Genomic DNA, 26,296 nt, shown 5'->3' on the forward strand with positions numbered 1-26,296 from the left:
GATATGGCATTACGGCAATTAAGTCTTGTTTCCTCTGAGGGTTGGAAAATCTAATGAGCAAGAAAAAGGTCGGCCTGCCCCCGCTGGACTGGCTGCGCGTGTTCGAGGCGGCCGGGCGGCTGGGCGGATTTTCGGCCGCGGCGCGCGAGTTCGGCCTGACTCAGGCGGCGGTCAGCCAGCGCATCGCCAATCTGGAATCCTGGCTGGGCCGGTCCCTGTTCGTGCGCGAGGCGCGCGGCGTGTCGCTGACGGTCGAGGGCGAAAGCTATCTGCCGCTGGTGCAGGACAGCCTGCGCGCGTTGGAACGCAACACCGAGGATCTGTTCGGCACCGCCCCGCGCGCGCTGCGGGTGGCCGGGCTGTCCTCGCATATCCAGGCGCTGGTGTTGCCCAGCCTGGGGGGCTTTCGCGCCCTGCGGCCCGAGGTGCAGGTCACCACGGATTCGGTGGCCCGGCGGTCCTCGCTGGAGGACGAGCGGACCTGGCTTCAGATCCGCTATGGGCGTGGCAACTGGCCGGGGCGCGCCGCGGACCTGATCGCGCCCGAGATTCTGACCCCGATGGCGGCACCGGGCGTCGACTGGGGCGCGCCGGTGATCGACCTGCGCGGCGAACGGCCCGGCTGGCAGGACTGGATGCAGAAGACAGGCGATACAGACCTGCCACGCGCCGGTCTGAGCTGTGACTCGATGGAACATGCCCTGAGCGCGGCGCGGCAGGGGCTGGGGGTCGTTCTGGGGTCGGTCGCCCTGGCCTCGGTGGATCTGGCCTCGGGCCGCCTGATCCGGCTGGGGCGTCTCGACCTGGAAACCCGCGACGGATACTGGCTGACATGGCCGCGGGACCGGGCGCAGTCGAAAAAGCAGCAGGCCCTGATCGGCGATTTCCTGCAGGCCCTGCGCGCGGCAGTCTGAGCGGTCAGAAATCGATCGCGATGCCCTTCTTCTCCCAATCGCCATAGCGCGCGGGATCGGGGCCGTCGCGCCCGCCAAGTTCCTTGGGCAGGGGTTTGGCCTCGGCTTCGGCCTTGCGCCGGCGCTCTTCGGCCTCGGCCAGGGCGCGCCGGGCGGCGGGCGGCAGGTCTGTGCGGTCGTCGCTCATGACATCGGGTTCCTTTCCGTGCATGGCCTTGATATACGCCCTCGTCCGCTGATGGCAATGCGGGCGAAAACCTTGCAAAGGCGGTTTCATGTCCAACACCCCGACAGCGGCGCGGCGCAGCGTCATCTATCTGCTGGATCAGATCCTGGGCGAGGGGCGCTTGCTGTCCGAATGCCTGGCGGCCGGGGCGCTGGATCGCCTTGCCCCCGAAGACCGCGCGCGTGCGCAGCGGCTGACGCTGGAGACCTTGCGCGGGCTTGAACGCGCCGACCGCCTGCTGGAGGGGCATCTGCGGCGCACACCGGCTTTGACCGTCCAAAACGCGCTGCGTCTGGGAACGGTCGAACTGTGCCACGGCGAGGCCGCGCATGGCGTTGTGAACGCGATGGTCGAGATCATCGGCCGCTCGCGCAAACACGGGCGGCTCAAGGGGCTGGTCAACGCGGTTCTGCGTAAGATCGCCGCCGAAGGCCCCGAGGCCTGGCCGAAGATGCGGGTGCCCCGCCTGCCGGACTGGCTGCGCGAACCGCTGATCGCGGCGTGGGGTGCGGATGCGGTCAAGGGTATGGAGCAGGCCCATTTCGCCGGCGCGCCGCTGGACCTGACGCCAAAGCCCGGCGCAACGATCCCCATGGGCATCGAACTTCCGACCGGCTCGGTTCGGGTTGCTGACGCGGGTCAGGTCTCGGCCCTGCCGGGTTATGCGAGCGGAGACTGGTGGGTGCAGGATGCCGCCGCTGCCCTGCCGGCGCGGATTCTGGCCCCCCGGCCCGGCGAGCGGGTTCTGGACATGTGTGCCGCGCCCGGCGGCAAGACGCTGCAACTGGCGGCGGCGGGGGCAGAGATCACCGCGCTGGACATTTCCGAGGCCCGGCTGTCGCGGGTGCGGGAAAATCTCGAACGGACCGGGCTGTCGGCCCGGGTGGTCGCCGGCGACGCGCTGGACCATCAGGGCCAGTACGATGTGATCCTGCTGGACGCGCCCTGTTCGGCGACCGGCACCATCCGGCGTCACCCGGATCTGCCCTTTGCCAAGGACGGCTCCGAATTCGGCGGCCTGATCGCATTGCAGGCCCGGATGCTGGCCCATGCCTGGACCCTGCTGAAACCCGGCGGGCGGCTGGTTTATTGCACCTGCTCGCTGCTGCCCGACGAAGGCGAAGTGCAGATCGAAGAGGCTCTGCCGCAATATCCCGACATGCAGGTGGACCGCGCCGCGCTGCAGGTGCCCGGCGTTCAGCCCGACTGGCTGACCGATGAAGGCGGGTTGCGCCTGCGTCCCGATTATTGGCCCGATCTGGGCGGCATGGATGGGTTCTACATCGCCTGCCTGAACAAATCGGCCTGACCGGTCGCTTTTCGATGACTTGACGAACCGGCCCGGCTATCGTTGGTTCAAACGCCAGCAGAGCGGCAGGGGCAGAGCAACACACGTCATGTCGAATTCGGACACCATGGCCAACCGATGGGTGCGGTTTCAGAACCGTCTGTATGCGCGTCTCAGCCAGCGCCGCAAGCCCGTCAGCGGCTTTGCCGGTCAGCCCGAGCCGCGCACCGTCGGTTCATTTGCGCGCGGGCGGCAGCTGGTGGCCGGAAATCTCTTGTTTGCCGGTTTTCTGGTCGAGGCCCGCGATACCGGCCTGTGGGAGGTTCAAGCCCCCAACGCTGCGTTCGAGGATGAACGGCATGGATTTGCCTGGCTGGACGATCTGGCAGCAGTGGGTGATGCCGCGGCGCGGGAAAAGGCGCAACGCTGGGTCTGGGGTTGGATCGAGACCCACGGCAAGGGGCAGGGTCCGGGTTGGGCCCCGGACCTGACCGGACGCCGCCTGATCCGCTGGATCAATCACGCGCTGTTTCTGCTGTGCGGTACGGACGAGGCCCACAGCCGCCTGTTTTTCCGATCTCTGTCACAGCAGACATGGTTCCTGTCCAAACGCTGGCACGCGGCGACACCGGGATTGCCGCGCTTCGAGGCTTTGGCAGGCTTGGTTCAGGCAGGATTGGCGCTGGAGGGGATGGAAGACATCTCGGACCCGGCCGTTCGGGCCCTGGCGCGGGAATGCGAGGCCCAGATCGACGCCCAAGGCGGCATTCCCACACGGAACCCGGAGGAATTGCTTGAGGTTTTCACCCTGCTGGCCTGGACATCCGCTGCGCTCAGCGAAGTCGGGCGCGGCACGCCCGCCGCTCAGACGGCAGCAATCAAACGGATTGCTCCGACCCTGCGCAGCCTGCGTCATGCCGACGGCGGGCTGGCCCGGTTTCACGGCGGTGGCCGCGGCGTAGAAGGCCGGTTGGAACAGGCCCTTGCCCAAAGCGGGGTCAAACCCAAACCCGTCAAAGGTCTGACCATGGGCTATGCCCGTCTGGCCGCCGCCCGCACCACGGTGATCATCGACGCAGCACCCCCGGCCAAAGGGGCGGCCTCGTACATGGCGCACGCCTCGACACTGGCTTTCGAACTGACCTCGGGGCGGCGGCCATTGATCGTCAATTGCGGTTCGGGCGAAAGCTTCGGGTTGGAGTGGCGTCGGGCAGGGCGCGCCACGCCTTCGCATTCGACCCTTTGCCTGGATGGATACTCCAGCGCCCGGTTGGCCGCTCCGGCCAAGGGAACCGCGAACGAAGCAATGGTGGACGCCCCGAGCGAGGTGCCGGTGGAGTTCGAGGATTCGTTCGAAGGCGCGCGCGTGATGGCGGGACATGATGGGTACGCCAAGGTGTTCGGGCTTACCCATGCCCGTACGATCGAGCTGCGCTTTGACGGGCGCGAGGTAACCGGTGAAGACATCCTTCTGACGGCCACCGACAAGGCAAAACGCCAGTTTGACCGGGCGGTTGACGCATCCAAGCTGTCAGGGATCGGTTTTGACATCCGGTTTCACCTTCATCCGGATGTGGATGCCGCGCTGGATCTGGGGGGAACTGCGGTGTCGATGGCGCTCAAAAGCGGCGAGATCTGGGTTTTTCGCCATGACGGCGCCGGAAAATTGTCGCTTGAGCCAAGCGTTTACCTGGAAAAAGGCCGCCTGAAGCCCCGCGCGACAAAACAGATCGTTCTCTCCGGCCGCGCAATCGAGTATGCGACGCGCATCCGGTGGACGCTGAGCAAGGCGCAGGATACAGCCTATGCCGTGCGCGACGTGCACCGGGACGAGCCCGATTTCGACTGAGCCAAAAGGATCTTTGGACCCATGACCGACCTTCACCCCGTGCGCCGCGCGTTGCTTTCCGTTTCCGACAAGACCGGATTGATCGATCTGGGCAAGGCCCTGGCCGACCGCGGGGTCGAGCTGCTGTCGACGGGCGGCACCGCCAAGGCGCTGCGTGATGCGGGGCTTGCGGTCAAGGATGTCAGCGAGGTCACGGGGTTCCCCGAGATGATGGATGGCCGGGTCAAGACGCTGCACCCGATGGTGCATGGTGGCCTGCTGGCGCTGCGCGACAATGACGCCCATGTGGCGGCGATGCAGGAGCATGGCATCGGCCCGATCGACCTGCTGGTGGTCAACCTCTACCCGTTCGAGGAAACGGCGGCCAAGGGCGCGGGCTATGACGAATGCATCGAAAACATCGACATCGGCGGCCCCGCGATGATCCGCGCCGCGGCCAAGAACCACACCTTCGTCAACGTGGTGGTCGATGTCGAAGACTACTCGGCCCTGCTGGATCAGCTCGAGGAAAACTACGGCAAGACGTCGCTGGGCTTCCGCCAGTGGCTGGCGCAGAAGGCCTATGCCCGCACCGGGGCCTATGACGCGGCCGTGTCCAGCTGGCTGGCCGACGCGCTGCAGATCGACACCCCCAAGCGCCGCGTGTTCGCCGGCGAGTTGAAACAACCCCTGCGCTATGGCGAGAACAGCCACCAGCAGGCGGCGTTCTATGTCGATGGCTCGGGGCGTCCCGGCGTCGCCACCGCCGTGCAGCATCAGGGCAAAGAGCTGAGCTACAACAACATCAACGACACCGACGCCGCCTTTGAACTGGTGGCCGAGTTCGACCCGCGTGACAGCGCCGCCTGCGCTATCATCAAGCACGCGAACCCCTGCGGCGTTGCAACGGGTGCCACGTTGCTCGAGGCATACAAGGCGGCGTTCGACTGCGACCGAACCTCGGCCTTTGGCGGGATCGTGGCGCTGAACCGGCCGCTGGACGCGGAAACCGCGCGCGAAATCACCGGTATCTTCACCGAGGTCGTGATCGCCCCCGGCGCCACAGACGAGGCCAAAGCGATCTTTGCCGCCAAGAAGAACCTGCGCCTGCTGACCACCGAGGCGCTGCCCGACCCACGCGCGGGCGGGCTGGCCTTCCGCCAGGTGGCCAGCGGGCTGCTGGTGCAGGACAAGGACAACGGCCATGTCGAGATGGATGACCTGAAGGTCGTAACCAAGCTGGCCCCCACGCCCGAGCAGATGCGCGATCTGCTGTTTGCCTGGAAAGTGGCTAAGCACGTCAAGTCGAACGCCATCGTCTACGTCAAGAACGAGGCCACGGTGGGCGTCGGCGCCGGTCAGATGAGCCGGGTGGATTCGGCGCTGATCGCTGCCAAGAAGGCCGAGCGCATGGCCGAAACCCTGGGCCTGCCCGAACCGCTGACCATCGGCTCGGCCGTAGCCTCGGACGCGTTCTTCCCCTTCCCCGACGGGCTGATGGAGGCTGCTGCCGCAGGCGCAACCTGCGTGATCCAGCCGGGCGGGTCGATGCGCGATGACGAGGTGATCGCCGCCGCCGACGAGGCGGGTCTAGCCATGGTGTTTACCGGCATGCGGCACTTCCGTCACTGATGCGGGTCCGGGTTCTGCTCTGGGCGGGGCTGGCCGCATTTGCGATCGACCAGCTCAGCAAATATCTGGTCGTCCACGTGTTGCGCGTGGCCGACCGGCCCGGCGGTATCGACGTGCTGCCGCCGCTGCTGACCTTTCGGTACGGCGAGAATCGTGGAATCAATTTCGGCTTGTTTCAGGGCAATTCCGAAGCCGCGCGCTGGGCGTTGGTGGCCGTGTCGCTGGCCGTCTGCGCGGGCGTGGCGATCTGGCTGTGGCGCAGCGCGCAGCCCGTCCGCATGGTGATCTGCGGCGGTTTGCTGATCGGCGGAGCGCTGGGCAACGTGGTCGACCGGGTGCTGTACGGGTATGTTCTGGATTTCCTGAACATGTCCTGCTGCGGCATCAACAACCCCTATGTGTTCAACCTGGCCGACGTGTTCATCTTTGCCGGCGCGCTGGGGCTGATACTGCTGGATGGCAAAAAGCCCTCGTGACGCGCCGGATGTTATGCGATAAAAGCGCCTAAAACAGGCTGGAGACCAAGATGCGGATGCCGCGCGCAACCATTGCCCTGACACTCGCCGCCCTTGCCGCGGGATGTTCCGATATCGGCCTGCGCCATCTCGAAGCGCCCGGCTCGGGGCCTGACGAGTTTTCGGTGATGCCGGTCAAGCCGCTGACCCAGCCCAAGGATTATGCCTTTCTGCCCGCCCCCACACCGGGCGGCGAGAACCTGACCGATCCCAACCCCAAAGGTGACGCGGTGGCCGCGCTGGGCGGCAATGCGGCGGCGCTGAAGCCCGCGGGCGGCATCCCGTCGTCGGATGCGGCGCTGGTCACGGCCTCCAGCCGCTATGGCGTGGCGCCCGACACCCGGCAGGCGCTGGCCGCCGAGGACGAGGCCTTCCGCACGCGCCAGGCCCGCTGGACCCGTCTGCGCCTGTTCAAGGTTGACCGCTACTCGCAGGTCTACAAGCGCGAGTCGATCGACGCCGGGCAGCAGGCCGAAGCTTTCCGTCGACAGGGATATGAAACCCCGTCCTTCCCGCCGGATGAATAATCCTTAACTTTCCGTCATCGCTCTTGATCCCGCCCGGCGCCACCGTAGTTTGAAAACCAACGACACAGACGGAGGATGCCCCATGGTTCGGGTTCTGGCGTTTTGCGCCGCACTGACAGCCGCAGCCCCGGTTCTGGCCGGAACCGGGCACGAGGCCGTGACCACCTTTACCCTGGACAACGGCATGGACGTGGTGGTGATCGAGGATCACCGCGCCCCGGTCGTGCAGCACATGGTCTGGTACCGGGCCGGATCGGCGGACGAGCCGGTGGGATCATCTGGCGTGGCGCATTTCCTGGAACATCTTCTGTTCAAGGGCACCGACAGCATGGCCCCCGGCGAGCTGTCGGCCACCGTCGCGGCCAATGGCGGCAATGACAATGCATTCACCTCGTATGACTATACGGCCTATTTCCAGCGCGTGGCCGCCGATCGGCTGGGCCTGATGATGAAGATGGAGGCCGACCGGATGCGCAACCTGAGGCTCTCGCAGGAGGACATCGCAACCGAACGCGACGTGATCCTGGAAGAGCGCAACCAGCGCACCGAGAACAACCCCCGCGCCCTGTTCGGTGAACAGATGAGCGCGGCGCAGTACCTCAACCACCGCTACGGCGTTCCGGTGATCGGCTGGAAGCACGAGATGGAAGAACTGGACATGGAGGACGCGCTGTCCTTCTACCAGACGTATTACGCGCCCAACAACGCGATCCTGGTGGTGACCGGCGATGTGGACCCGGCCGAGGTCAGGACCCTTGCCGAGACTTATTACGGCGTGATCCCGGCCAACCCCGACCTGCCCGAGCGGGTCCGCTCGCAGGAGCCGCCTCAGACCGCCGCCCGGCGCCTCACCTTCAAGGATGCGCGGGTGTCGCAGCCTTATGTCCAACGCAGCTATCTGGCGCCCGAACGCGACGCTGGCGCGCAGGAGAAGGCCGCGGCGCTGTACTTGCTGGCCGAGCTGCTGGGCGGTAGCACCACATCCTACCTGAACGAAAAGCTGCAGCTCGAGCAGCAATTGGCGGTCTATGCCGGGGCGTTCTATCGCGGGGTGTCGCTGGATGACACGACCTTTGACCTGATCGTCGTGCCTGCGCAGGGCGTGTCGCTGCAACAGGCCGAGGAGGCGATGGATCAGGCGGTGGCCGATTTCATCGCCGAGGGCGTCAAGCAAGAGGATCTGGACCGGATCAAGCTGCAACTGCGTGCCGCGCAGATCTATGCCCGCGACAATGTCGACGGAATCGGCAACCGCTATGGCCGGGCGCTGACCAGCGGTCTGACGGTCGAGGACGTGCAGGCCTGGCCCGACATCCTGCAAGCCGTCACCGGCGACGACATCATCGCCGCCGCGCGCGAGGTTCTGCGCCCCGAGGCTTCGGTCACCGGATGGCTGATGCGTGATAACGAGGTGACCCAATGATCCGTTTCCTTGCCCCCCTGATTGCCCTGCTGTTCGCGCTGCCCGCCTGGGCCGAAATCAAGATTCAAGAGGTCACCTCGCCTGGCGGCATCCGGGCCTGGCTGGTCGAGGATCACTCGATCCCGTTCACTGCGCTGGAGTTGCGGTTCCGTGGGGGTACCTCGCTGGACGAACCCGACAAGCGCGGCGCGGTCTACCTGATGAGTGGCCTGCTGGAGGAAGGTGCGGGAGACATGGATGCGCGCAGCTACGCGCGGGCGCTGGAGTCGCTGGCGGCGTCCTTCGGCTATGACGCGTCGGATGACAGCGTGGCGATCTCGGCCCAGTTCCTGACCGAAAATCGCGATCAGGCGGTGGACTTGCTGCGCACCACGATCCAGCAGCCGCGGTTCGATCAGGATGCGATCGACCGGGTGCGGGCGCAGGTGCTGTCGGGGTTGCGGTCCGACCAGACTGACCCGAACACCATCGCGGGGCAGACCTTTGCCCGGATGGCCTATGGCGATCACCCTTACGGCTCGGACGGGAAGGGCACGATCGAAAGCGTTTCGGCCCTGACCCGCGATGACATCGTGGCGGCCCACAAGGGCGTCTTTGCCAAGGACCGGCTGTATGTGGGCGCCGTGGGCGACATCACCCCCGACGAACTGGGCGCGCTGCTGGACCATCTGCTCGCCGATCTGCCCGAGACGGGCAAGCCGATCCCCGGAAAGGCGCAGGTGAACATCCCCGGCGGCGTCACGGTGGTCGAATTCGACACGCCGCAATCGGTGGCGCTGTTCGGCCAGAAGGGCATCGACCGCGACGACTCGGATTTCTTCGCGGCCTACATCCTGAACCACATCCTCGGCGGCGGCGGTTTCGAAAGCCGTCTGATGCAGGAAGTGCGCGAGAAGCGCGGCCTGACCTATGGCGTTGGGACCTATCTGGTGCCCAAGGATCTGGCCTCGGTCTATCTGGGTTCGGTGTCCTCGGCCAATGATCGGATCGCGCAGGCGATCACGGTGATCCGTGACGAATGGCGCCGCGCCGCGACCGAAGGCGTGACGCAGAAAGAGCTGGATGACGCCAAGACCTATCTGACCGGTGCCTATCCCCTGCGCTTCGACGGCAATGCCCGGATCGCGGGGATCATGGTGGGGATGCAGATGGAAGGCCTGCCGATCGACTACATCGCCACCCGCAACGACAAGGTGAACGCGGTGACGCTGGACGAGGTGAACCGCGTCGCGGCCGAGCTGCTGGACCCCGACGGGCTGCATTTCGTGGTGGTGGGCAAACCCGAGGGGCTCGAGACAACGAACTGAGGTGCGGGGCTGAGCGGTGCTCAGCCCTTGTTGCCGGCCATGTCGCGCAGCATCTGCCCCATCATCTGGCCGAACCGGCCCGAGCCGCGCTGATACAGCGCCCCGTCCACGGCCAGAACCGTCCCGCTGATATAGCTGCCCATGTCCGAGGCCAGAAACAGGCAGGCATTGGCCACGTCCTGCGGCGTGCCCCAGCGGCCCAGAGGCACGTCCTGAAGCAACTGCTTGCCCGCGTCGGGTGTGGGGGCCAGACGCTTGGCGCCCTCGGTGCCCTCGATGAAACCCGGCACCACCGAGTTCACCCGGATGCCTTCCACGCCCCATTCCATCGACAGGGTGCGGGTGATCTGATCGACCCCCGCCTTGGCCGCGCAGACATGGGCCTGGCCCTCGTAGGGCAGGTAGGATTGCGGGGCCGAGATGTTGATGATGTTGCCGCCGGGCCGTTTCAGATAGGGATAGGCGCCTTTCAGAACATGCACGGTGCCCATCAGGTCGATCTCGACCACGGTGCGGAAGGCGTTGACCGACATTTCCGCCATAAGCGCCGGGAAGTTGCCCGCCGCCCCGGAAACCAGAACGTCGAAATCACCGAGCGCCGCGTGGAACTGTTTCAGCCCCTCGGCGACCGCCTCAGCATCACGCACGTCAAAGGCCGCGCCGATCGCCTCGGCCGCGCCCGCCGTCTTCAGCGCGGCGATGGTGTCGTCCACCTTCTCCTGCGAGCGGCTGGCCACGGCCAGTTTAGCGCCCGAGGCCGCGAAGGCCTCGGCGATGCCCCGGTTGATACCGCTGGTGCCACCGATGACGATGACCGTCTTTCCTGCGAAGTCCATGCAGAGCCTCCCCCTGATGCGGGAGCCCTACTCGCCGTAGGGCACCCAGATGTTCTTGATCTCGGTCGCAGCCTGCAGGAAGCGGCGGGTGTGGTCCACGCTCCAGTCAAATGCCGTCGCGTTATTCACCCAGGTCCGCTTGAGGTTCCCGGCCGAGGCTTTCTCGATCTGTGCCGACAGGTTCGACGACGAGAAGGACCAGACCGCATCCACGTTCAGATGCGAGGCCAGCGGTTTGGCCAGTTCCTCGTGGCTACCGGTCAGGATGTTCACCACACCGGCGGGCACGTCCGAGGTGTCCAGCACCTGATAGAAATCGGTGGCCGCCAGCGGATAGGGCTCGGACGCCACCAGAACCACCCGGTTGCCCATCGCGATCGCCGGGGCCATGGCCGAGACCAGACCCAGCAGCGGCGCCTCGTCAGCGCAAAGCGTGCCGATCACGCCAACCGGTTCCTTCATCGCAATCGCCACGCCGCGGATCGGAACGCCATGCACCTGGCCGTCATACTTGTCGGCCCAGGCGGCGGCGGTGAACAGGCGCTGGATCGCGGCGTCGACCTCTTTCGCACCGTCCTTGCGGCCGGTCATCGCGTCGATGCGATGCGCGAACTCCTCGGCGCGGGCCGAGAGGTTCTCGCCGATGTAATACAGGATCTGCGCCCGTAGATGGCCGGTGGTTTTCGACCAGCCCGCCGCCCCCGCCGCGGCCTCGACCGCGTTGCGCACGTCTTTGCGGTTGGCCAGACCTACATGGCCCAACAGCCCCGCCTTGCCCCAGACCGCGCGGGAATAGCCGCCATCGGGCCGCGCCTGCTTGCCGCCGACATACAGTTTGGCGGTGCGGTCGATCGGATCGACCGGGCCACCTTCGCCCACGATAGGTTCGATCTTGGCCAGCGGCTTGGTTTTGCCCTTGGGCTTGGTATAGGCGGCCAGCCCTTCCCAACCACCTTCACGGCCAAAGCCACTTTCACGCACGCCGCCAAAGCCCGCGGCCGCGTCGAACAGGTTGGTGGCATTGACCCAGACCACGCCCGCGACCAGCTTGGGCGCGATGTCCAGCGCAAGGTTGACGTTCTCGGTCCAGACCGTTGCGGCCAGCCCGTAACGGGTGTTGTTGGCCAGTTCGACCGCCTCGGCCGGGGTGCGGAAGGTCGACGAGACCAGAACCGGGCCGAATATCTCCTCCTGCATCAGCGGGTCCGAGGTCTCGAGTCCGGTGATCAGCGTCGGCGGGTAGTAGCAGCCATTCGACGGCAACTCGCAGGCGGGTTGGTAAACCTGGCCCACCGCGTTGCCCTCGACCATCGACTTGATGGTCTGCAGCTGCACCGGGTCCACCACCGCGCCCACGTCGATGCATTTGTCCAGCGGGTTGCCGATGCGCAGCTTGTCCATGCGGGCGCGCAGCTTGGTGTAGAAGCGGTCGGCAATGCCCTCCTGCACCAGCAGGCGCGAGCCCGCGCAACAGACCTGGCCCTGGTTGAACCAGATCGCATCGACCAAACCTTCGATGGCTGAATCGATGTCGGCATCGTCAAAGACGATATAGGGCGACTTGCCGCCCAGCTCGAGCGTCAGGGACTTGCCCGACCCGGCGGTGGCTTCGCGGATGCGGCGGCCCACTTCGGTCGAGCCGGTAAAGGCGATCTTGTCCACGTCCGAGGCCACGATCATCTCGCCCACCGTGCCGTCGCCGGTGACGATGTTGACCACGCCCTTGGGCAGACCGGCCTGCATGCAGATATCAGCAAACAGCAGCGCCGTCAGCGAGGTGTATTCGGCCGGCTTCAGAACCACCGTGTTGCCCATAGCCAGCGCCGGGGCCACCTTCCACGCCAGCATCAGCAGCGGGAAGTTCCACGGAATGATCTGGCCGCAGACCCCCAGCGCCTGCGCGTCGGGCAGCTCGGCTTCCATCAGCTGGGCCATGCCTGCGTGATAGTAGAAATGCCGCTGTACCAGCGGAATGTCGATGTCGCGCGATTCCCGGATCGGCTTGCCGTTGTCCAGCGTCTCGAGCACTGCGAACAGGCGGGCGTGTTTCTGGATCAGCCGCGCGATGGCATAGAGGTAGCGGGCGCGGGCCGGGCCGCCCAGCTTTTCCCATTTGGGTTGCGCCTTTCGCGCGGCGGCCACGGCGGCGTCCACATCGGCCCGGGTGGCTTGGGTTAGGGTCGCCAGAACCTCGCCCGTGGCCGGGTTGCGGCTTTCAAACCCTTGGCCGGGCTTGGTGAAGGCGCCGTCGATGAAATGGCCGAATTTGTCGCCCTGATCGACCAGCCATGCCAGGGCCTCGGCGGCGCTTTCCGGGGCGGGTCCGTATTCCATGGTCTCGAAAATCTCTTTGACTGTCATTGTTCCTGTCCTCAGCCCATCGGGTGCCGGTAGCCGGCCGAGTATGCCCCGGTGACGAAATGTTCCAACTGCCGCTCGATATCGCCCAGCAGGGACGAGGCGCCAAAGCGGAACAGGTCGGGTTGCAGCCAGCGGCCTCCCAGCTCGTCCTTGATCAACGACAGGTAAACCAGCGCGTCCTTGGCCTTGGAAATCCCGCCCGCGGGCTTGTAGCCCACGCGATAGCCGGAACGGTCATAGTAATCACGGATCGCGCGGATCATCACCAGCGACACGGGCAGGGTGGCATTGACGCTTTCCTTGCCGGTCGAGGTCTTGATGAAGTCGGCCCCCGCCATCATGCAGACCAGCGAGGCACGCGCCACGTTGCGCAGGCTGCCCAGCTCACCCGTGGCGAGGATCGCTTTGACGTGTGCCTCGCCGCAGGCGTCGCGAAACGCCTTCATCTCGTCATACAGCGCCTGCCAGTTGCCCTGCAGCACATGGCGGCGCGAGATCACGATGTCGATCTCCTCGGCCCCGGCCTTCACGCTTTCCTCGATCTCGGCCACGCGCAGGTGAAACGGCGACAGACCCGCCGGAAAGCCGGTGGACACGGCCGCGACCGGAATCCCGGTGCCCTTCAGCGCATTCACCGCCGTTTCGATCATGTCGTGATAGACGCAGACCGCGCCGGTGGTGATCGGCGGCATCCCCATGGCTTCCAGCAGGGCGGGGGACAAGGGTTGCCTGGCCTTGGCGCACAGGCGGCGCACGCGGCCCTCGGTGTCATCGCCCGAAAGGGTGGTCAGGTCGATCATGGTGATCGCCTTCAGCAGCCAGGCGGCTTGGTATTCTTTCTTGACCGACCGGCGCCCAGGCAGGGTCGCGGCGCGGCGCTCGATGGCCGAGGTGTTGGCCTGCACGGCGCGGACCCAGTCCAGGTCCAGTTCCATGCCGGGGTTTCGGGGCTCGGTCACTTGCGGCAGATGCGCGGTGCGCACGGGGCTTTCTGAGCTCTGCGTATCCATTGTCACGTCCTTTGGGAGGTTTGCGCCAAAATCGCACGGCAGGCCGGCGAAGGAAAGGTGTCGCGTGCTGCGGGCATCAGGTTTTTGACCAAATGGACAAAATGGGCGTTTTCTTGCGAGTAATTCGCAATTGCATTGACTTAGTTGCGAGTGGTTCTCATATTTGGGGTCAACATGAACCCAACCCGAGGTCAAAAATGATTCGCCGTCAGTTTCTTGCCGCGCTTGCCGTTGCTGCCACGCTTCCGGTTGCCGGATTGGCCGGGGCGCCGCTGAAGGTGGTGGCCACGACCGGCATGATCGCCGACGCGGTGCGTCAGATCGGGGGCGACCAGGTCGAGGTGAAATCGTTGATGGGCCCCGGCGTGGACCCCCATGCCTATCGTCAGACCCGCAGCGACATCGTCGCCATGACCCGCGCCGACCTGGTTCTGTGGCACGGCCTGTATCTCGAGGCGCAGATGGAAGATTTCTTTCACGATCTCGGCCGCAAGCGCCCGGTGGTGGCCGTGGCCGAGGGGGTCGACAAGTCGAAACTGCGCGCTCATGACGATTATGCCGACAAGTACGACCCGCATCTGTGGATGAGCCCGGTCCTGTGGCGCGACGTCGTGATCGAGGTGCAGCAGGCCCTGACCGAGGCGCGCCCCGAGGCTGCCGACCTGTTCGCCGCGAACACCCAGGCGTTTCTGGACCGGATCAACCGCCTGCATGCCTATGGCCAACAGGTTCTGGCGCAGATCCCCGCGGACAAGCGGGTGCTGGTCACCGCCCATGACGCCTTTGGCTATTTCGGCGCGGAATACGGGTTCGAGGTGACCGGCATTCAGGGCATTTCCACCCAGTCCGAGGCCGGGCTCAACCGGATCGGAGAACTGGTCGACATGCTGGTCGAACGGCAGGTGTCGGCGGTGTTCGTCGAAAGCTCGGTGTCCGACCGGTCGGTTCGGGCGCTGATCGAGGGGGCGGCGGCCAAGGGGCACACCGTTGCCGTGGGCGGCGAGCTGTTCTCGGACGCGATGGGCGCGCCGGGCACCTACGAGGGCACCTATGTCGGCATGCTCGATCACAACTTCACCGTCATCGCCCGCGGGCTGGGCGCCGATGTGCCCGCGCGCGGCATGGACGGCAAGCTGGCGGCGGGGTCCTGACATGGTTGAGCTTGCCGCGAAACAGGGCACCCGCCCGACCGATCCGTCGGTTCAGGCCAGCCCGCTGGCCATTCGCGGGCTGACCGTGTCCTACAACCAGAAACCGGCCGTGTTTTCCGTGGACATCACCGTTCAACCGGGGTCGATGACCGCGATCATTGGCCCGAATGGCGCGGGCAAGTCCACCCTGCTGAAGGCCGCGCTGGGCATCGTCCGGCCGGTATCCGGGCAGGTCACCGTCTTTGGCAGGCCGCTTGAGAAACAGCGCGCCCGCATCGCCTATGTGCCGCAGCGCGCCAGCGTCGATTGGGATTTCCCCACCCGCGTGATCGACGTGGTCCTGATGGGCATGTCGCGCGAGCTGGGCCTGCTGGGCCGGGTGCGCATGCGGCACATGGCCCGCGCGATGGACTGTCTGCATCGGGTCGGGATGCATGAATTCGCCGACCGGCAAATCGGCCAGTTGTCGGGCGGTCAGCAGCAGCGTGTCTTTCTGGCGCGCGCGCTGGCGCAGGAGGCCGACCTGTACCTGCTGGACGAACCCTTTGCCGGCGTCGATGCCGCCACCGAAAAGGCCATCATCAGCGTTCTGAAGGGGTTGAAACAGGCCGGCAAGACGGTTGTCGCCGTGCATCATGATCTGGCCACCGTCACCGATTATTTCGACCATGTGTTCTTGATCAACACGCGCAAGATCGCCGAAGGCCCCGTGGCCGAGGCCTTTACCGCCGAGACCCTGCAGGCGACCTATGGCGGGCGTCTGGCCACGGCGCAGATCGACCAGATCGCCGGGGCGCTGGGCTAGGCCATGCTGTGGGACGCGCTGACCCTGCAACTGGGGTACAACGCCACTTTGGTCGCCATCGGGGCGACGCTTCTGGGGTTTGCCGCCGGGGTGACCGGTACCTTCCTGTTTCTGCGCAAACGGGCGCTGGTCAGCGATGCGATCAGCCATGCGACCTTGCCGGGCGTCTGCATCGCCTTCATGGTCATGGTGGCGCTGGGCGGCGAGGGGCGCAACCTGCCCGGCCTGCTGGCGGGCTCGGCGCTGTCGGCCTGGGTGGGGCTGTTGTGCATCAACGGCCTGACCCGGCGCACCCGGTTGGCCGAGGATGCGGCGATCGGGGCCGTTCTTTCGGTGTTCTTCGGGTTCGGCGTGGTGTTGCTGACGGTGATCCAGACGATGGGCGTTGGCCGTCAGGCGGGGCTTGAAGGGTTCCTGCTGGGCTCGACCGCGGGGATGCTGTTTGCCGACGCGCTGATCATCGCGGTGGGCGGGGCGGCGACCGTGCTGCTGGTCATGATCCTGCGTCGCCCGATGCTGATGGTGGCCTTCGACGCCGAATACGCAGCGGCCGCGGGGGTGCCGGTGCATCGCGTTGACCTGGCGATGATGGGCCTGGTGATGGCGGTCACGGTGATCGGCTTGAAGATCGTCGGCCTGATCCTGGTCGTGGCCCTTCTCATCATCCCGCCGGTTACGGCGCGGTTCTGGTCGGACCGGGCGGATCGGGTGGTGCTGCTGTCGGGGCTCGCCGGGGCGGTGGCGGGGTATCTGGGCGCGGCCGTATCCGCCTCGGCCCCGAACCTTCCGACCGGCCCGATCATCGTGCTGATCAGCTTTGCGCTTTTTGCGCTATCGCTGTTGCTGGCGCCGGTGCGCGGCGTCTTGGCCGCGGTGGTGCGTCACCGGCGGTTTCAGCGCCGCGTTCATATCCGGCAGGGCCTTTTGGCTTTGGCGCAGGGGCAGGAAGTCTATGAACCCTATACCCGGCGTCTGTTGCGCCGGTCCGGGCTGATGCGGGCCGACGGCGTGGCCACCGATGCGGGTCGGGCGCGGGCGGCCAAGGCGTTGCGCGACGAAAGGCGCTGGGGCCTCGTGCGCGCGGATCAGACGCACGAAGCCGCAGCGGAGCAATATGACGGCCTGCGCGAAATCGAAACCGTCCTGACCCGCGATCAGATCGACGAGATCGACCGCCGAATCGGCCCCCCGCATGAGGTGCGCACATGAGCGGTGAAGAATTCGTTTCACTGTCCTTGACGCCACTGCTGATCGGCATCTGCGCGGCGGTGGCCTGTGCGCTGCCGGGCAATTTCTTGCTGCTGCGCCGGCAGGCCCTGATCGGCGATGCGATCAGCCATGTGGTGCTGCCGGGCATCGTGGTGGCGTTTCTGCTGACCGGGGTGATCTCGACCTGGCCGATGATGCTGGGCGCGGCAGGCGCGGCCGCAGTGGCGGTGATCCTGATCGAGGCCATCCGGCGGCTGGGCCGGATCGAGCCGGGCGCGGCGATGGGCGTGGTGTTCACCACCATGTTCGCCGCCGGGGTGTTGCTGCTGGAACAGACCGACACCTCGAGCGTGCATCTGGACGTGGAACACGCGCTGTATGGCAACCTCGAAAGCCTGATCTGGCTGGACGCGACGGGCTGGGCCTCGGTTCTGGATCCGGTGGCGCTGGCCGGATTGCCACCGGAACTGCCGCGGATCGCGGTCACGCTGCTGGCCGTCAGCCTGTTCATCCGACTGTTCTGGCGGCCGCTCAAGATTTCGACCTTCGACGAAGGGTTCGCCCGCACGATCGGCATCCGCACCGGCGCGCTCGGCCTTGCGTTGGTGCTGGTCGCGGCGATCTCAGCGGTGGCTGCGTTCGACGCGGTGGGCTCGATCATCGTGATCGCGATGTTCATTTGCCCGCCTGCCGCTGCCCGGATGATGACCAACCGGCTCGAGGCCCAGATCGGCTGGAGCGTCCTGTTCGCGGTGCTGTCGGCCGTGATCGGCTATGTTCTGGCGGGCTATGGGCCGCTGTGGCTGGGCTGGGCCGATGCGGTCAGTGCCGCCGGCATGATCGCCACGGTCTCGGGCGTCATCCTGGCCCTGGCCGCCGCTTTCGGGCCATGCCGCGGGCGGGCGGGGGTGCCGGGCACCGGTTGATTCCGCAGGTTTTCGCCGCCGGGACCCGCACTGCTTCGGCCAAACTTCGCCGAGACCGGGCGGGGCGGAAATCAGGACGCGCTTTGAGCGGCACATCGTGCTACATCCCCAGCCATTGCAAAATGCACGACCACCACTCACCTTGGGTCGTTCGGGCAGTCGCGATGATACAGGCAACCTGTCGAGCTTGCCGGTTTCGATGGCCCGGACGATCCGACCCCCCTCTCCTGAACCTGTCCAAACCTGTGGCAGAATCGCGTGCGATTGTGCTAGGTCTAGCGGTATGGCGCAGGCAAACCCCAATATCAGCGAAAATCGTCCCGTGATCCGGCAACTCGACGAAGCCGCGATCAACCGTATTGCCGCCGGTGAAGTGGTCGAACGCCCGGCCTCGGCCGTCAAGGAACTGGTGGAAAACGCGATCGACGCAGGGGCCACCCGGATCGCCATCGACATCGCCGATGGCGGCAAAACCTTGATTCGCGTCACCGACGACGGGTGCGGCATCGCGCCCGAGGATCTGCCGCTGGCCCTGTCGCGCCACGCGACCTCCAAGATCGACGGGTCGGACCTGCTCAACATCCACACCTTCGGGTTCCGGGGCGAGGCGCTGCCCTCGCTGGGTGCGGTGGGGCGTCTGACCATCACCAGCCGCGCGCGGGGGGCCGAGGCGGCCCAGATCCGCGTGGCCGGCGGCCAGATGGAGCCAGTGAAACCGGCAGCCCTGCGCGCGGGCACCGTAGTCGAGCTGCGCGACCTGTTCTATGCCACGCCCGCGCGGCTGAAATTCATGCGCACCGACCGGGCCGAAGCGCAGGCGATCTCGGACACGGTCAAGCGGCTGGCCATGGCGGAACCCTCCATCACCTTCACCCTGCGCGATGTCTCGGGCGGGGGCGAGGGGCGCGTGGTGTTTCGCGCCGACCGCGAGAACGGAGACCTGTTCGACGCGCTGCACGCCCGTCTGGCCCGCATTCTGGGGCGCGAGTTTGCCGAGAATGCCTTGCAGATAGACGCTACCCGCGAGGGGATCCGGCTGTACGGATATGCCGCGCTGCCCACCTATTCGCGCGGGGCCGCAGTGGCGCAGTTCCTGTTCGTCAACGGCCGACCGGTGCGCGACAAGATGCTGACCGGGGCGCTGCGGGCGGCCTATTTCGATTTCCTCAGCCGCGACCGGCACCCGGCGGCGGCCCTGTTCATCGACTGCGAGCCCACGCTGGTTGACGTGAACGTGCACCCCGCGAAGTCCGAGGTGCGGTTCCGCGATCCCGGTGTGGCGCGCGGGCTGATCGTCTCGAGCCTGCGGCACGCGCTGGCCGAGGCGGGGCACCGCGCCTCGACCACCGTGGCCAATGCGACGCTTGGCGCGATGCGGCCGGAACCGGCCCTGACGGCGCCCGCGCGGGTCTATCAGATGGACCGGCCGTCGCCTGCGGCGCGGTCGGTGGCCTATCAGGCGCAGGCGCCCGGATTTGCCGATCTGGCCAAAGCCTACAGCGGTAGCGTGGTCGAGCCCGTGGCCGAACCCGCCTCTTCACAGCCCGACCAGACGCCACCCGAACATCTGCCCCTAGGGGCCGCGCGCGGGCAGGTGCATGAAAACTACATCATCGCCCAGACCGCCGACGGTATGGTGATCGTGGACCAACACGCCGCGCATGAACGGCTGGTCTATGAGAAACTGAAGAAACAGATGGCTGAGAACGGCGTGGCCGCGCAGGCGCTGCTGATCCCCGAGATCGTCGAACTTTCCGAGGGCGACTGCGCCCGCCTGCTCGCGGTGGCCGATGACCTGTCGCGCCTGGGCCTGACCATCGAACCCTTCGGCGGCGGCGCGGTGGCGGTGCGCGAGACCCCGGCCATTCTGGGCGAGGTCAACGCGCGGGCGATGATCCTGGATATTCTGGACGAGTTGGCCGATCAGGGCGAAAGCCAGACGGTGCAGGCGCGGATCGAGGCGATCCTCAGCCGCGTGGCCTGCCATGGCTCGGTCCGTTCGGGCCGCCGGATGCGCGCCGAAGAGATGAACGCCCTGTTGCGCGAGATGGAGGCCACGCCCCATTCGGGTCAGTGCAACCACGGGCGACCGACTTACGTGGAACTGAAGCTGGGCGATATCGAACGGTTGTTCGGCCGCAGTTGATCCGGCCGCCGGTCGGCGATAGAAAAGAAGAAACAAAACAAGAACACGCAGGTTGAGATGATCGAGATTGCAGGCACCCGATATTCGCTGGAAGACCCCATGGTGATGGCCGCCCTGATCGGGGCGGGGGTGGTTCTGCTGATCCTCGTCCTGCTGTTCCTGGCCCTGCGCGCGGCCAACCGCTCGGCCCGGATGGCCGAGCCGCTGTCGCAGCAGCTGGCCTATCTGGGCCAGCATGTGCAGCAGTTGGGGCAGGGGCAGGAACAGCTGCGCGGCGGGTTGCAGCATGTCTCGGACACGCAGGCCAATGCGCAGGTGCAGGTGATCCAGACGGTCGAGGCACGCCTGTCGGCAGTGCAGCAGCACATGAACGACCGGCTGGCCGACAACGCCATGAAATCCGCCCGCGCGCTGGCCGAAATGCAGGAGCGGATGAAGGAAACCCTGCACGGCACCTCGAAACAGACCGCGACCTCGCTGACCCAGCTGCAAGAGCGTCTGGCCGCCATCGACAAGGCGCAGGACAACATCACCAAGCTGTCGGGCGACGTGCTGTCGCTGCAGGACATCCTGTCGAACAAGCAGACCCGCGGCGCCTTCGGCGAGATCCAGTTGAACGACATCGTGTCCAAGGCGCTGCCCTCGGACAGCTATGTGCTGCAGGCGACCCTGTCGAACGGCAAACGCGCCGACTGTTTGATCCGCCTGCCCAACCCGCCGGGGCCCATCGTGATCGACAGCAAGTTCCCGCTGGAAGCCTATGAGGCGCTGGTGGGCGCGGGCAGTGACATGGAGTTGAAGGCGGCGGTGCAGATGTTCCGCAGCACGGTGCGCAAGCACATCACAGACATCTCGACCAAGTACATTTTGGACGGTGAAACCGCCGACGGGGCGCTGATGTTCCTGCCCTCCGAGGCGGTCTATGCCGAACTGCACGCCAAGTTCCCCGAACTGGTGCAGGAGAGTTTCTCGAAACGGGTCTGGATCGTCTCGCCCACCACCTGCATGGCCACGCTGAACACAATGCGTGCCATCCTCAAGGACGCGCGGATGCGCGAACAGGCGGGCGCGATCCGCAAGGAACTGGGTATGCTGCACAAGGATGTCGAGCGTCTGGGCGACCGGGTGGCCAATCTCGACCGGCATTTCGGTCAGGCGGCCAAGGATATCTCGGAAATCAAGATCAGTGCCGAAAAAGCCGGTCGCCGGGCGCAGCGGCTGGACAATTTCGATTTCGAGGAACTGGCCCCCGAAGACCGCGCCAACGTGGTGCCGCTGGGCAAGTCCGAGGGCTGAGGCCTACTGGATTGACAGGTCTAGATTGTAGCCCACGGTCTTGCCGGTATCGCGGTCATTGCCCATCAGGTAGACGCGGATGGTATAATCTCCGTCCTCGGGCAGGTTGATCCGGGCGGTATTGCCGTTGACCGAGCCATTGTAGATCGCGACCCCGTCGCTGCCCGGCGGCAGGATGTTGAAATATATCACGCCGTTGCCGTTGGTGTCGCTGACCTGAAGCTCGGCAAACAGTTCCTGCCCGCCCTTCGCACCCAGCACGTAGTCGAAATATTCATCACCCGTGATGGTGCCGCTGACCATAGAGCCGAAATTTCCGGGCTGGAATTTCACTTCGGCTTTTCTTTGGGCCAAGGCGGGCAAGGCCACAACGGCAATGAACAGGGCTGCCAGAGATTGTTTCAACATTCTGCATATCCTCCCGGTGATTCCCGGCTCCAAGCCTAGCACAACCGAGGCACCGTTCAGATTCGCAGGAAGGGCTGCACCAAACGTGGGATCAGGCTGTTGAACTTCAGCGGAGCGTCGGTCACCGCCAGGCAGATGCAATCCTCGGACATGTCGGCCACGGGCGTGTGTTCCAAGTCCTCGTCTGCGATCTCGACGTCACCGCGGGCGAAATGGTCCACCTCGTCGGAAAACGCGCCTTGCAAAACCATGGTCAGCTCCATGCCTTTGTGGCCGTGATCGGGTACCGCAGCACCGGCCGGGATGAACAGCAAGCGTGCGGATGCTTCGTTGCTGGTTGGAAGTATGGCCTGCTTGACGCCCATGCCAATCGGTTTCCAGCGGATGCTGTGCACATCGCCGCCAACGTAATCCTGCAACGGGGCGGGCAGAACACTGCAGGCCTGGCGCTTGGATCTCGACGCGGGCGCGCTCTGCGCGATAAGCGCCATAGTTGCCGCCAGTGAACCCTGGCTCATCGCCACCGTGTCGTCCTGATCTTCCAGCAGATGCCCGCCGACGGCCTCGTAGCTTTCGGCCTGCGCGCGGCAGTGGTCGCACAACGAGATGTGCGTGGCGACCATCAGGTCAAATGCCTCGGGCAAGGCGCCCGCGGCATAGGCCATCAGCAGATCGTCTGTCAGGTGGTGTTTGATCGCGTTGCTCATCTTTGTCATCTCAGTTCATCGCGTGGCGCAGGCGTTCCAGCGCCAGTCGTATTCTCGATTTGATCGTACCCAGCGGCAAACCCGTCTGCGCGGCAATCTCGCGGTGGCTCAGGTCGCCGAAATAGGCTTTCACGATCAGTTCCCTTTGTGCCTCGGGCAGCTCGCGCAGGGCCGTGCGCAACTGCGCCGTTTCCTGCTGCAACGCAACCACGTCAGCCTGTTCGGGCTCCGCCTCGGGGCCCCAGGTCAGTTCTTCCGGTTCGGGACGCCGCTGCTTGCGCAGGGCGTCGATGCGTTTGTTCCGCGCAATCGTGAAGACCCAGGTGGATACCGTCGCCCGCGTCGGGTCGAACAGATGGGCCTTGTGCCACAGCGTCGCCATGACCTCCTGCGCGCACTCCTCGGCCAAACCGGCGTCGGACCCCGAACGGATCAGGAACGCCTTGACCCGAGGGGCAAAGTGCTGGAACAGCTCGGCAAAGGCCGTCTGATCCTGCGCCTCGCGGATACGCTTCACGTGGTCGATCCACGGGCACCGCGCTGCGCCATTCGTTTGTGTTCCGTTCACCGAACTTCCTTTGGTTCGTTTGCTACCGCTGCTGGGGCGCCGCGCCGCGGTTTCTGCCGCGGCACTGTCCAAATCAACGGTGTCGATCTCGGTAAACATAACCGCATTACGACGCTTGGCCCAAGCTGGATCACAGGAAACGAGATTTTTGATCCGAAAACGGATAATTTTCGTACACAAAATGAAAGCCGCGCGAAAAACCGTGCGACCTCAAGCAGTTGAAGACGGCACCAGTTCATGACTTCGATCGAATTCGTCCCCGCCCACACCTATCACGGCAGGAAAGGTGCGATCGAGAACGCCTTTCGCTATTCAGTCGACTATATTCTGCTCGATCCCGAAGTCCGGCCGCGGACGCCGCTTCTTTTCTCGGTGGACCGCGCCAACATCACCAATTGGCGCATCCGCGACCACGGTGGCCTGCCAGGGCGGGGCAGTGGGGCCGTCTGGCTACGCGCGCGCCTTAAGGAAATGGACATTCCGCAGCCCGCCCGGATCGCCCTGCTGACGCAACCCAGAGTCTTCGGCCATGTGTTCAACCCGGTCAGTTTCTGGTTCTGCCTCGATGACGCGGACCAACCCTATGCAGTCGTGGCCGAGGTCACGAATACCCACGGCACGCGCCACAGCTATGTCTGCCACAAGCCCGGATTTGCACCGATCGGGCCATCGGATCGCATCCGTGCAGAGAAGCTCATGCATGTGTCCCCGTTCCAGAAGATCGAGGGGACATATACCTTCCGCTTCGATTTCCGGTCCGACCGGGTTGGCGTTTGGATCGACTATGGGCGCGACGGGGGCGGACTGATCGCCACGCTTACCGGCCCGCGCCGGGCGCTCACCAACCGGGCGATCCTGTGGTCGTTGCTGCGGCGGCCATTCGGGGCCCGGCGTGCGGTCTTTCTGATCCACTGGCAGGCGCTCAGGCTGTGGGTCAGGAAAGCGCCCTTCCTGCCGTTCCGCACCGCGCCGGTGCCGGCCGACCCCGTGTCGCGGTCGCACGAGTGACCGGCGCAATTTGCGCAAGATCAAGGACGACGCCCGGTGCGGATGGTTCAGATGGGGGGCAAACGCGGACAGAGGAGTTGACACCGATGCTGGAAATCTCGCCCAGAAAAGTGGCTCAGGTTGCCCTGATGGGGCGCGAACTGCACCGGGCCGAAGGCGAACTGCGCGCCTTCATCGACCGGATGAGCGAGGACGAGCAGGCCGAGCTGGTCGCGATCATGTGGATCGGTCGCGAAAGCTTTTTCCCCGAGGACCTGGCCGAGGCGATCGCAACCGCGCGGGCCGAGGCCTCGACCCCCTGCGCCGACTATCTGATCGGTACGCCGCATATGTCTGACCACCTGGAAAATGGATTGGACGCACTTGGAATCTCGGCCGAGGATGTGGAAAACGATCTGATGTGAACCGCTGTCGCCACGGACACGCGCATTTGGTATGGTGAGCTAGGTCCCTGGTTTTTGATGAGGCGGCGTGGTGGAGAGGCGGCACATTTCGAGTCAAGTAACTCTGTTGCAAGTTCTGGCATTGCTGTGCGCCTTATTCGTGCTGAACAGCCCGGCGCGGGCTTGCACGGTATGCGTGACGCTGCCCGAGCATTCGCTGGCCGACCGTTTGATGATGGCGCAATTCGTGGTTCTGGCCGCACCGACAGCAGACAACCCGTTCCGATACGTGCCCGTCGAGGTGTTGAAGGGCAACAGCAAAGACTTGGCGGTTTTGCCCGAAATCCCATTTTTGGTCGATAGCGTGACGCGGGCGGCGGTGCGAGCGGATCCGGATCGTTCGGTATTGATGATGTACGGACCCGACAGTCGTGACCAGGCCGGGCGCGCTTTGATGCATGGCTGGACCAAAGGCTTCTTGATGACGCCCGCGCGGAAAGACTTTGTGGCGTTGGTACTTGCACAGGGGCCGGGCTGGAGCATTGGTGGATCGGCCTCGGCTGAGCGGGTCGCATTTTTTGCAGGTTTTCTTCAGGATGATGATCGCCTGTTGCGCAATACCGCCCTGATTGAATTGCACCGCGCACCTTACGATATCGTGCGCGGGCATCGCGACAGCGCTTCTACCCGGCAGCTGTTGCATGACCTGCGCAATCTGAACCGAATTGCCTATGCACCTGCCTCCATTCGTATGCTGGGTTTGCAATCCGACGACGCGGCCTTGGCTGCTGTAAGGTCCGTCTATCCGGGCGCGTTGGAAACCGGTGGTCTCAACCTGCGGGATTGGGCGCTTGCGGCAATCGAGGTGGATGGCGCAGTCGCGCTTGTCGCGATCGCACAGTCGCTTCGTTCTCCTGTAGTGGCCAGTGAAGACGCACGAGCATTGGTTCGCGCCCTCGTCGATGCTGGCAACGCGTTGCCAGCACATCGCGCGGCCATCGTAGCAATCTTTGCCGAAGTTCTGGAAACAGACACCGGAAACGCGGCGCGTATTGCATTTGCTGTCCGCGATTGGGACGACGAGACGCTGGTGCCTCGATTGCGCAAGCTGCTGTTTGATCCGGAAACCGATCCCGCCACGGCTTTTGCCCTGCGCGCGACTTTGCCAGCAGGCCAATGACACGCTTCACCTTTCGTTTCGGCAAAGGATTAACTCGGCTTAATGGGTCGGTCCGGAACCGTTAACGTAGGCCTCCTTTATCTAGTGTCAGTGCTGCATCGCAGCTCAGTTTTCGGGAGGACACGACAATGGCAACCGCACGAACAGAAAAGCTTCAATCCAGCCTGATTAGGGGCATATTCGCCAAATACACGGATGCCAGAGTTGAACGATCCCGCCGCCGTATCCTGGCAAAAACCGTGCGCGATCTCGAGCGGCTCAGCCATGATCGGCTGAAGGACATCGGTGTCGATCGAACGGAGATCAATCGCCGCGCATACCAGAGCGTTTATCGCAACGCACCATATCGGCAGTCGCGCTGACTGACGCCCAGCCCATGCAACCATCCGGGGAGGAAGGGAAAATGTTTGACCGCGTTATACCGACCAGCCGACATGAGCCGACCGCCAGCGCTTTGTTATTGTTTGACAGAGCCATGCGCATTCACGCGATCAAGGGCGATATCGTAAGTGCCGCTCAGCATTTGAATACGTTGAGCGATCATCATCTGTCCGAGTTGGGGATCAACCGCAGCGATCTTGAGGAAACGATCGAGCGCTACATCTGACGCCCGAGGCGACGATCGGACAGTCTTGTCCAGCC

Annotated in this window: 26 protein-coding genes; 19 read left to right on the forward strand and 7 right to left on the reverse strand. The window is 65.1% G+C overall.

The genetic code is table 11. The features are described from left to right. The first annotated feature begins 53 nt into the window (after positions 1-53). Complete coding sequence (locus AC2FME_RS06660; RefSeq protein ID WP_496799979.1) at positions 54-914, forward strand: LysR family transcriptional regulator; 861 nt, start codon at positions 54-56, stop codon at positions 912-914. A 4-nt stretch (positions 915-918) separates the two neighbouring features. Here AC2FME_RS06660 and AC2FME_RS06665 read toward each other — a convergent pair whose 3' ends face one another. Then, positions 919-1,101, reverse strand: coding sequence for a DUF1674 domain-containing protein (locus AC2FME_RS06665; protein ID WP_040634455.1), 183 nt, complete (start codon positions 1,099-1,101; stop codon positions 919-921). Positions 1,102-1,189: 88 nt separating this feature from the next. Here AC2FME_RS06665 and AC2FME_RS06670 point away from each other — a divergent pair, with 88 nt between their 5' ends. The 7 genes from AC2FME_RS06670 to AC2FME_RS06700 all read left to right on the forward strand — a co-directional run bounded on the left by AC2FME_RS06670 (position 1,190) and on the right by AC2FME_RS06700 (position 9,660). Then, positions 1,190-2,449, forward strand: coding sequence for an RsmB/NOP family class I SAM-dependent RNA methyltransferase (locus AC2FME_RS06670; RefSeq protein WP_496799980.1), 1,260 nt, complete (start codon positions 1,190-1,192; stop codon positions 2,447-2,449). An 88-nt stretch (positions 2,450-2,537) separates the two neighbouring features. Next, positions 2,538-4,277 (forward strand): heparinase II/III family protein, encoded by a 1,740-nt coding sequence (locus tag AC2FME_RS06675; RefSeq protein WP_496799981.1) that lies wholly within the window; start codon positions 2,538-2,540, stop codon positions 4,275-4,277. Positions 4,278-4,298: 21 nt separating this feature from the next. Beyond that, on the forward strand, positions 4,299-5,888 hold the full coding sequence (gene purH, locus AC2FME_RS06680) for a bifunctional phosphoribosylaminoimidazolecarboxamide formyltransferase/IMP cyclohydrolase (RefSeq protein WP_496799982.1): 1,590 nt from the start codon (positions 4,299-4,301) through the stop codon (positions 5,886-5,888). Next, complete coding sequence (gene lspA, locus AC2FME_RS06685; RefSeq protein WP_490360251.1) at positions 5,888-6,364, forward strand: signal peptidase II; 477 nt, start codon at positions 5,888-5,890, stop codon at positions 6,362-6,364. Before purH ends, lspA begins: the two co-directional genes overlap by 1 nt. Positions 6,365-6,414: 50 nt before the next feature. Further along, the gene (locus AC2FME_RS06690; RefSeq protein WP_496680591.1) at positions 6,415-6,930 is read left to right on the forward strand and encodes a DUF3035 domain-containing protein; all 516 of its coding nucleotides are present in this window, start codon (positions 6,415-6,417) and stop codon (positions 6,928-6,930) included. A gap of 82 nt (positions 6,931-7,012) precedes the next feature. After that, the gene (locus AC2FME_RS06695; RefSeq protein WP_496799983.1) at positions 7,013-8,353 is read left to right on the forward strand and encodes a M16 family metallopeptidase; all 1,341 of its coding nucleotides are present in this window, start codon (positions 7,013-7,015) and stop codon (positions 8,351-8,353) included. After that, complete coding sequence (locus AC2FME_RS06700; protein ID WP_496799984.1) at positions 8,350-9,660, forward strand: M16 family metallopeptidase; 1,311 nt, start codon at positions 8,350-8,352, stop codon at positions 9,658-9,660. The genes AC2FME_RS06695 and AC2FME_RS06700 overlap by 4 nt, the downstream gene beginning before the upstream one ends. A 20-nt stretch (positions 9,661-9,680) precedes the next feature. On the opposite strand, the gene AC2FME_RS06705 is transcribed toward AC2FME_RS06700, so the two are convergent. From AC2FME_RS06705 to deoC, 3 genes are read right to left on the reverse strand one after another with little or no spacing between them, the layout of a single operon-like run. Beyond that, positions 9,681-10,496: an SDR family oxidoreductase gene (locus AC2FME_RS06705; protein WP_496799985.1), complete on the reverse strand. Its 816-nt coding sequence runs from the start codon at positions 10,494-10,496 to the stop codon at positions 9,681-9,683. Between the two features lie 27 nt (positions 10,497-10,523). Then, positions 10,524-12,857 carry an aldehyde dehydrogenase family protein gene (locus AC2FME_RS06710; protein ID WP_496799986.1) on the reverse strand — a complete coding sequence of 778 codons (2,334 nt, stop codon included), beginning with the start codon at positions 12,855-12,857 and terminating at the stop codon, positions 10,524-10,526. 11 nt (positions 12,858-12,868) lie between these two features. Further along, positions 12,869-13,867, reverse strand: a complete 999-nt coding sequence (gene deoC, locus AC2FME_RS06715; protein WP_496799987.1) for a deoxyribose-phosphate aldolase — start codon at positions 13,865-13,867, stop codon at positions 12,869-12,871. Between the two features lie 197 nt (positions 13,868-14,064). On the opposite strand from deoC, the gene AC2FME_RS06720 reads away from it, so the two are divergent. The 6 genes from AC2FME_RS06720 (at position 14,065) to AC2FME_RS06745 (ending at position 21,400) form a co-directional block, all read left to right on the forward strand. Further along, positions 14,065-15,018: a metal ABC transporter solute-binding protein, Zn/Mn family gene (locus AC2FME_RS06720; protein ID WP_496689415.1), complete on the forward strand. Its 954-nt coding sequence runs from the start codon at positions 14,065-14,067 to the stop codon at positions 15,016-15,018. A gap of 1 nt (position 15,019) precedes the next feature. Further along, entirely contained in the window at positions 15,020-15,823 is an 804-nt protein-coding gene (locus tag AC2FME_RS06725; protein ID WP_496680610.1) for a metal ABC transporter ATP-binding protein, read from the forward strand. A 3-nt stretch (positions 15,824-15,826) separates the two neighbouring features. Continuing rightward, the gene (locus AC2FME_RS06730) at positions 15,827-17,032 is read left to right on the forward strand and encodes a metal ABC transporter permease (protein ID WP_496799988.1); all 1,206 of its coding nucleotides are present in this window, start codon (positions 15,827-15,829) and stop codon (positions 17,030-17,032) included. Then, positions 17,029-17,958 (forward strand): metal ABC transporter permease, encoded by a 930-nt coding sequence (locus tag AC2FME_RS06735; RefSeq protein WP_496799989.1) that lies wholly within the window; start codon positions 17,029-17,031, stop codon positions 17,956-17,958. The genes AC2FME_RS06730 and AC2FME_RS06735 overlap by 4 nt, the downstream gene beginning before the upstream one ends. Positions 17,959-18,241: 283 nt before the next feature. After that, positions 18,242-20,104: a DNA mismatch repair endonuclease MutL gene (gene mutL / locus AC2FME_RS06740; protein WP_496799990.1), complete on the forward strand. Its 1,863-nt coding sequence runs from the start codon at positions 18,242-18,244 to the stop codon at positions 20,102-20,104. A 57-nt stretch (positions 20,105-20,161) separates the two neighbouring features. After that, the gene (locus tag AC2FME_RS06745; RefSeq protein WP_496799991.1) at positions 20,162-21,400 is read left to right on the forward strand and encodes a DNA recombination protein RmuC; all 1,239 of its coding nucleotides are present in this window, start codon (positions 20,162-20,164) and stop codon (positions 21,398-21,400) included. Positions 21,401-21,403: 3 nt separating this feature from the next. On the opposite strand, the gene AC2FME_RS06750 is transcribed toward AC2FME_RS06745, so the two are convergent. The 3 genes from AC2FME_RS06750 to AC2FME_RS06760 are packed head-to-tail and all read right to left on the reverse strand — an operon-like array spanning position 21,404 to position 23,182. Beyond that, positions 21,404-21,808 (reverse strand): hypothetical protein, encoded by a 405-nt coding sequence (locus AC2FME_RS06750; RefSeq protein WP_496799992.1) that lies wholly within the window; start codon positions 21,806-21,808, stop codon positions 21,404-21,406. 56 nt (positions 21,809-21,864) lie between these two features. Further along, positions 21,865-22,515 (reverse strand): ChrR family anti-sigma-E factor, encoded by a 651-nt coding sequence (locus tag AC2FME_RS06755; RefSeq protein WP_496799993.1) that lies wholly within the window; start codon positions 22,513-22,515, stop codon positions 21,865-21,867. A 10-nt stretch (positions 22,516-22,525) separates the two neighbouring features. Then, positions 22,526-23,182, reverse strand: coding sequence for a sigma-70 family RNA polymerase sigma factor (locus AC2FME_RS06760; RefSeq protein ID WP_496799994.1), 657 nt, complete (start codon positions 23,180-23,182; stop codon positions 22,526-22,528). 138 nt (positions 23,183-23,320) lie between these two features. On the opposite strand from AC2FME_RS06760, the gene AC2FME_RS06765 reads away from it, so the two are divergent. The 5 genes from AC2FME_RS06765 to AC2FME_RS06785 all read left to right on the forward strand — a co-directional run bounded on the left by AC2FME_RS06765 (position 23,321) and on the right by AC2FME_RS06785 (position 26,261). Then, positions 23,321-24,091, forward strand: a complete 771-nt coding sequence (locus AC2FME_RS06765) for a DUF1365 domain-containing protein (RefSeq protein WP_496799995.1) — start codon at positions 23,321-23,323, stop codon at positions 24,089-24,091. 86 nt (positions 24,092-24,177) lie between these two features. Beyond that, positions 24,178-24,495 (forward strand): DUF3775 domain-containing protein, encoded by a 318-nt coding sequence (locus tag AC2FME_RS06770; protein WP_496680628.1) that lies wholly within the window; start codon positions 24,178-24,180, stop codon positions 24,493-24,495. 106 nt (positions 24,496-24,601) lie between these two features. Further along, on the forward strand, positions 24,602-25,654 hold the full coding sequence (locus AC2FME_RS06775; protein WP_496799996.1) for a hypothetical protein: 1,053 nt from the start codon (positions 24,602-24,604) through the stop codon (positions 25,652-25,654). Positions 25,655-25,782: 128 nt separating this feature from the next. Beyond that, positions 25,783-26,016: a hypothetical protein gene (locus AC2FME_RS06780; protein ID WP_496680633.1), complete on the forward strand. Its 234-nt coding sequence runs from the start codon at positions 25,783-25,785 to the stop codon at positions 26,014-26,016. Positions 26,017-26,057: 41 nt separating this feature from the next. After that, the gene (locus tag AC2FME_RS06785; RefSeq protein ID WP_496680635.1) at positions 26,058-26,261 is read left to right on the forward strand and encodes a hypothetical protein; all 204 of its coding nucleotides are present in this window, start codon (positions 26,058-26,060) and stop codon (positions 26,259-26,261) included. Positions 26,262-26,296 lie beyond the last annotated feature (35 nt).

This window comes from Ruegeria sp. BHSC026 (assembly GCF_059613065.1).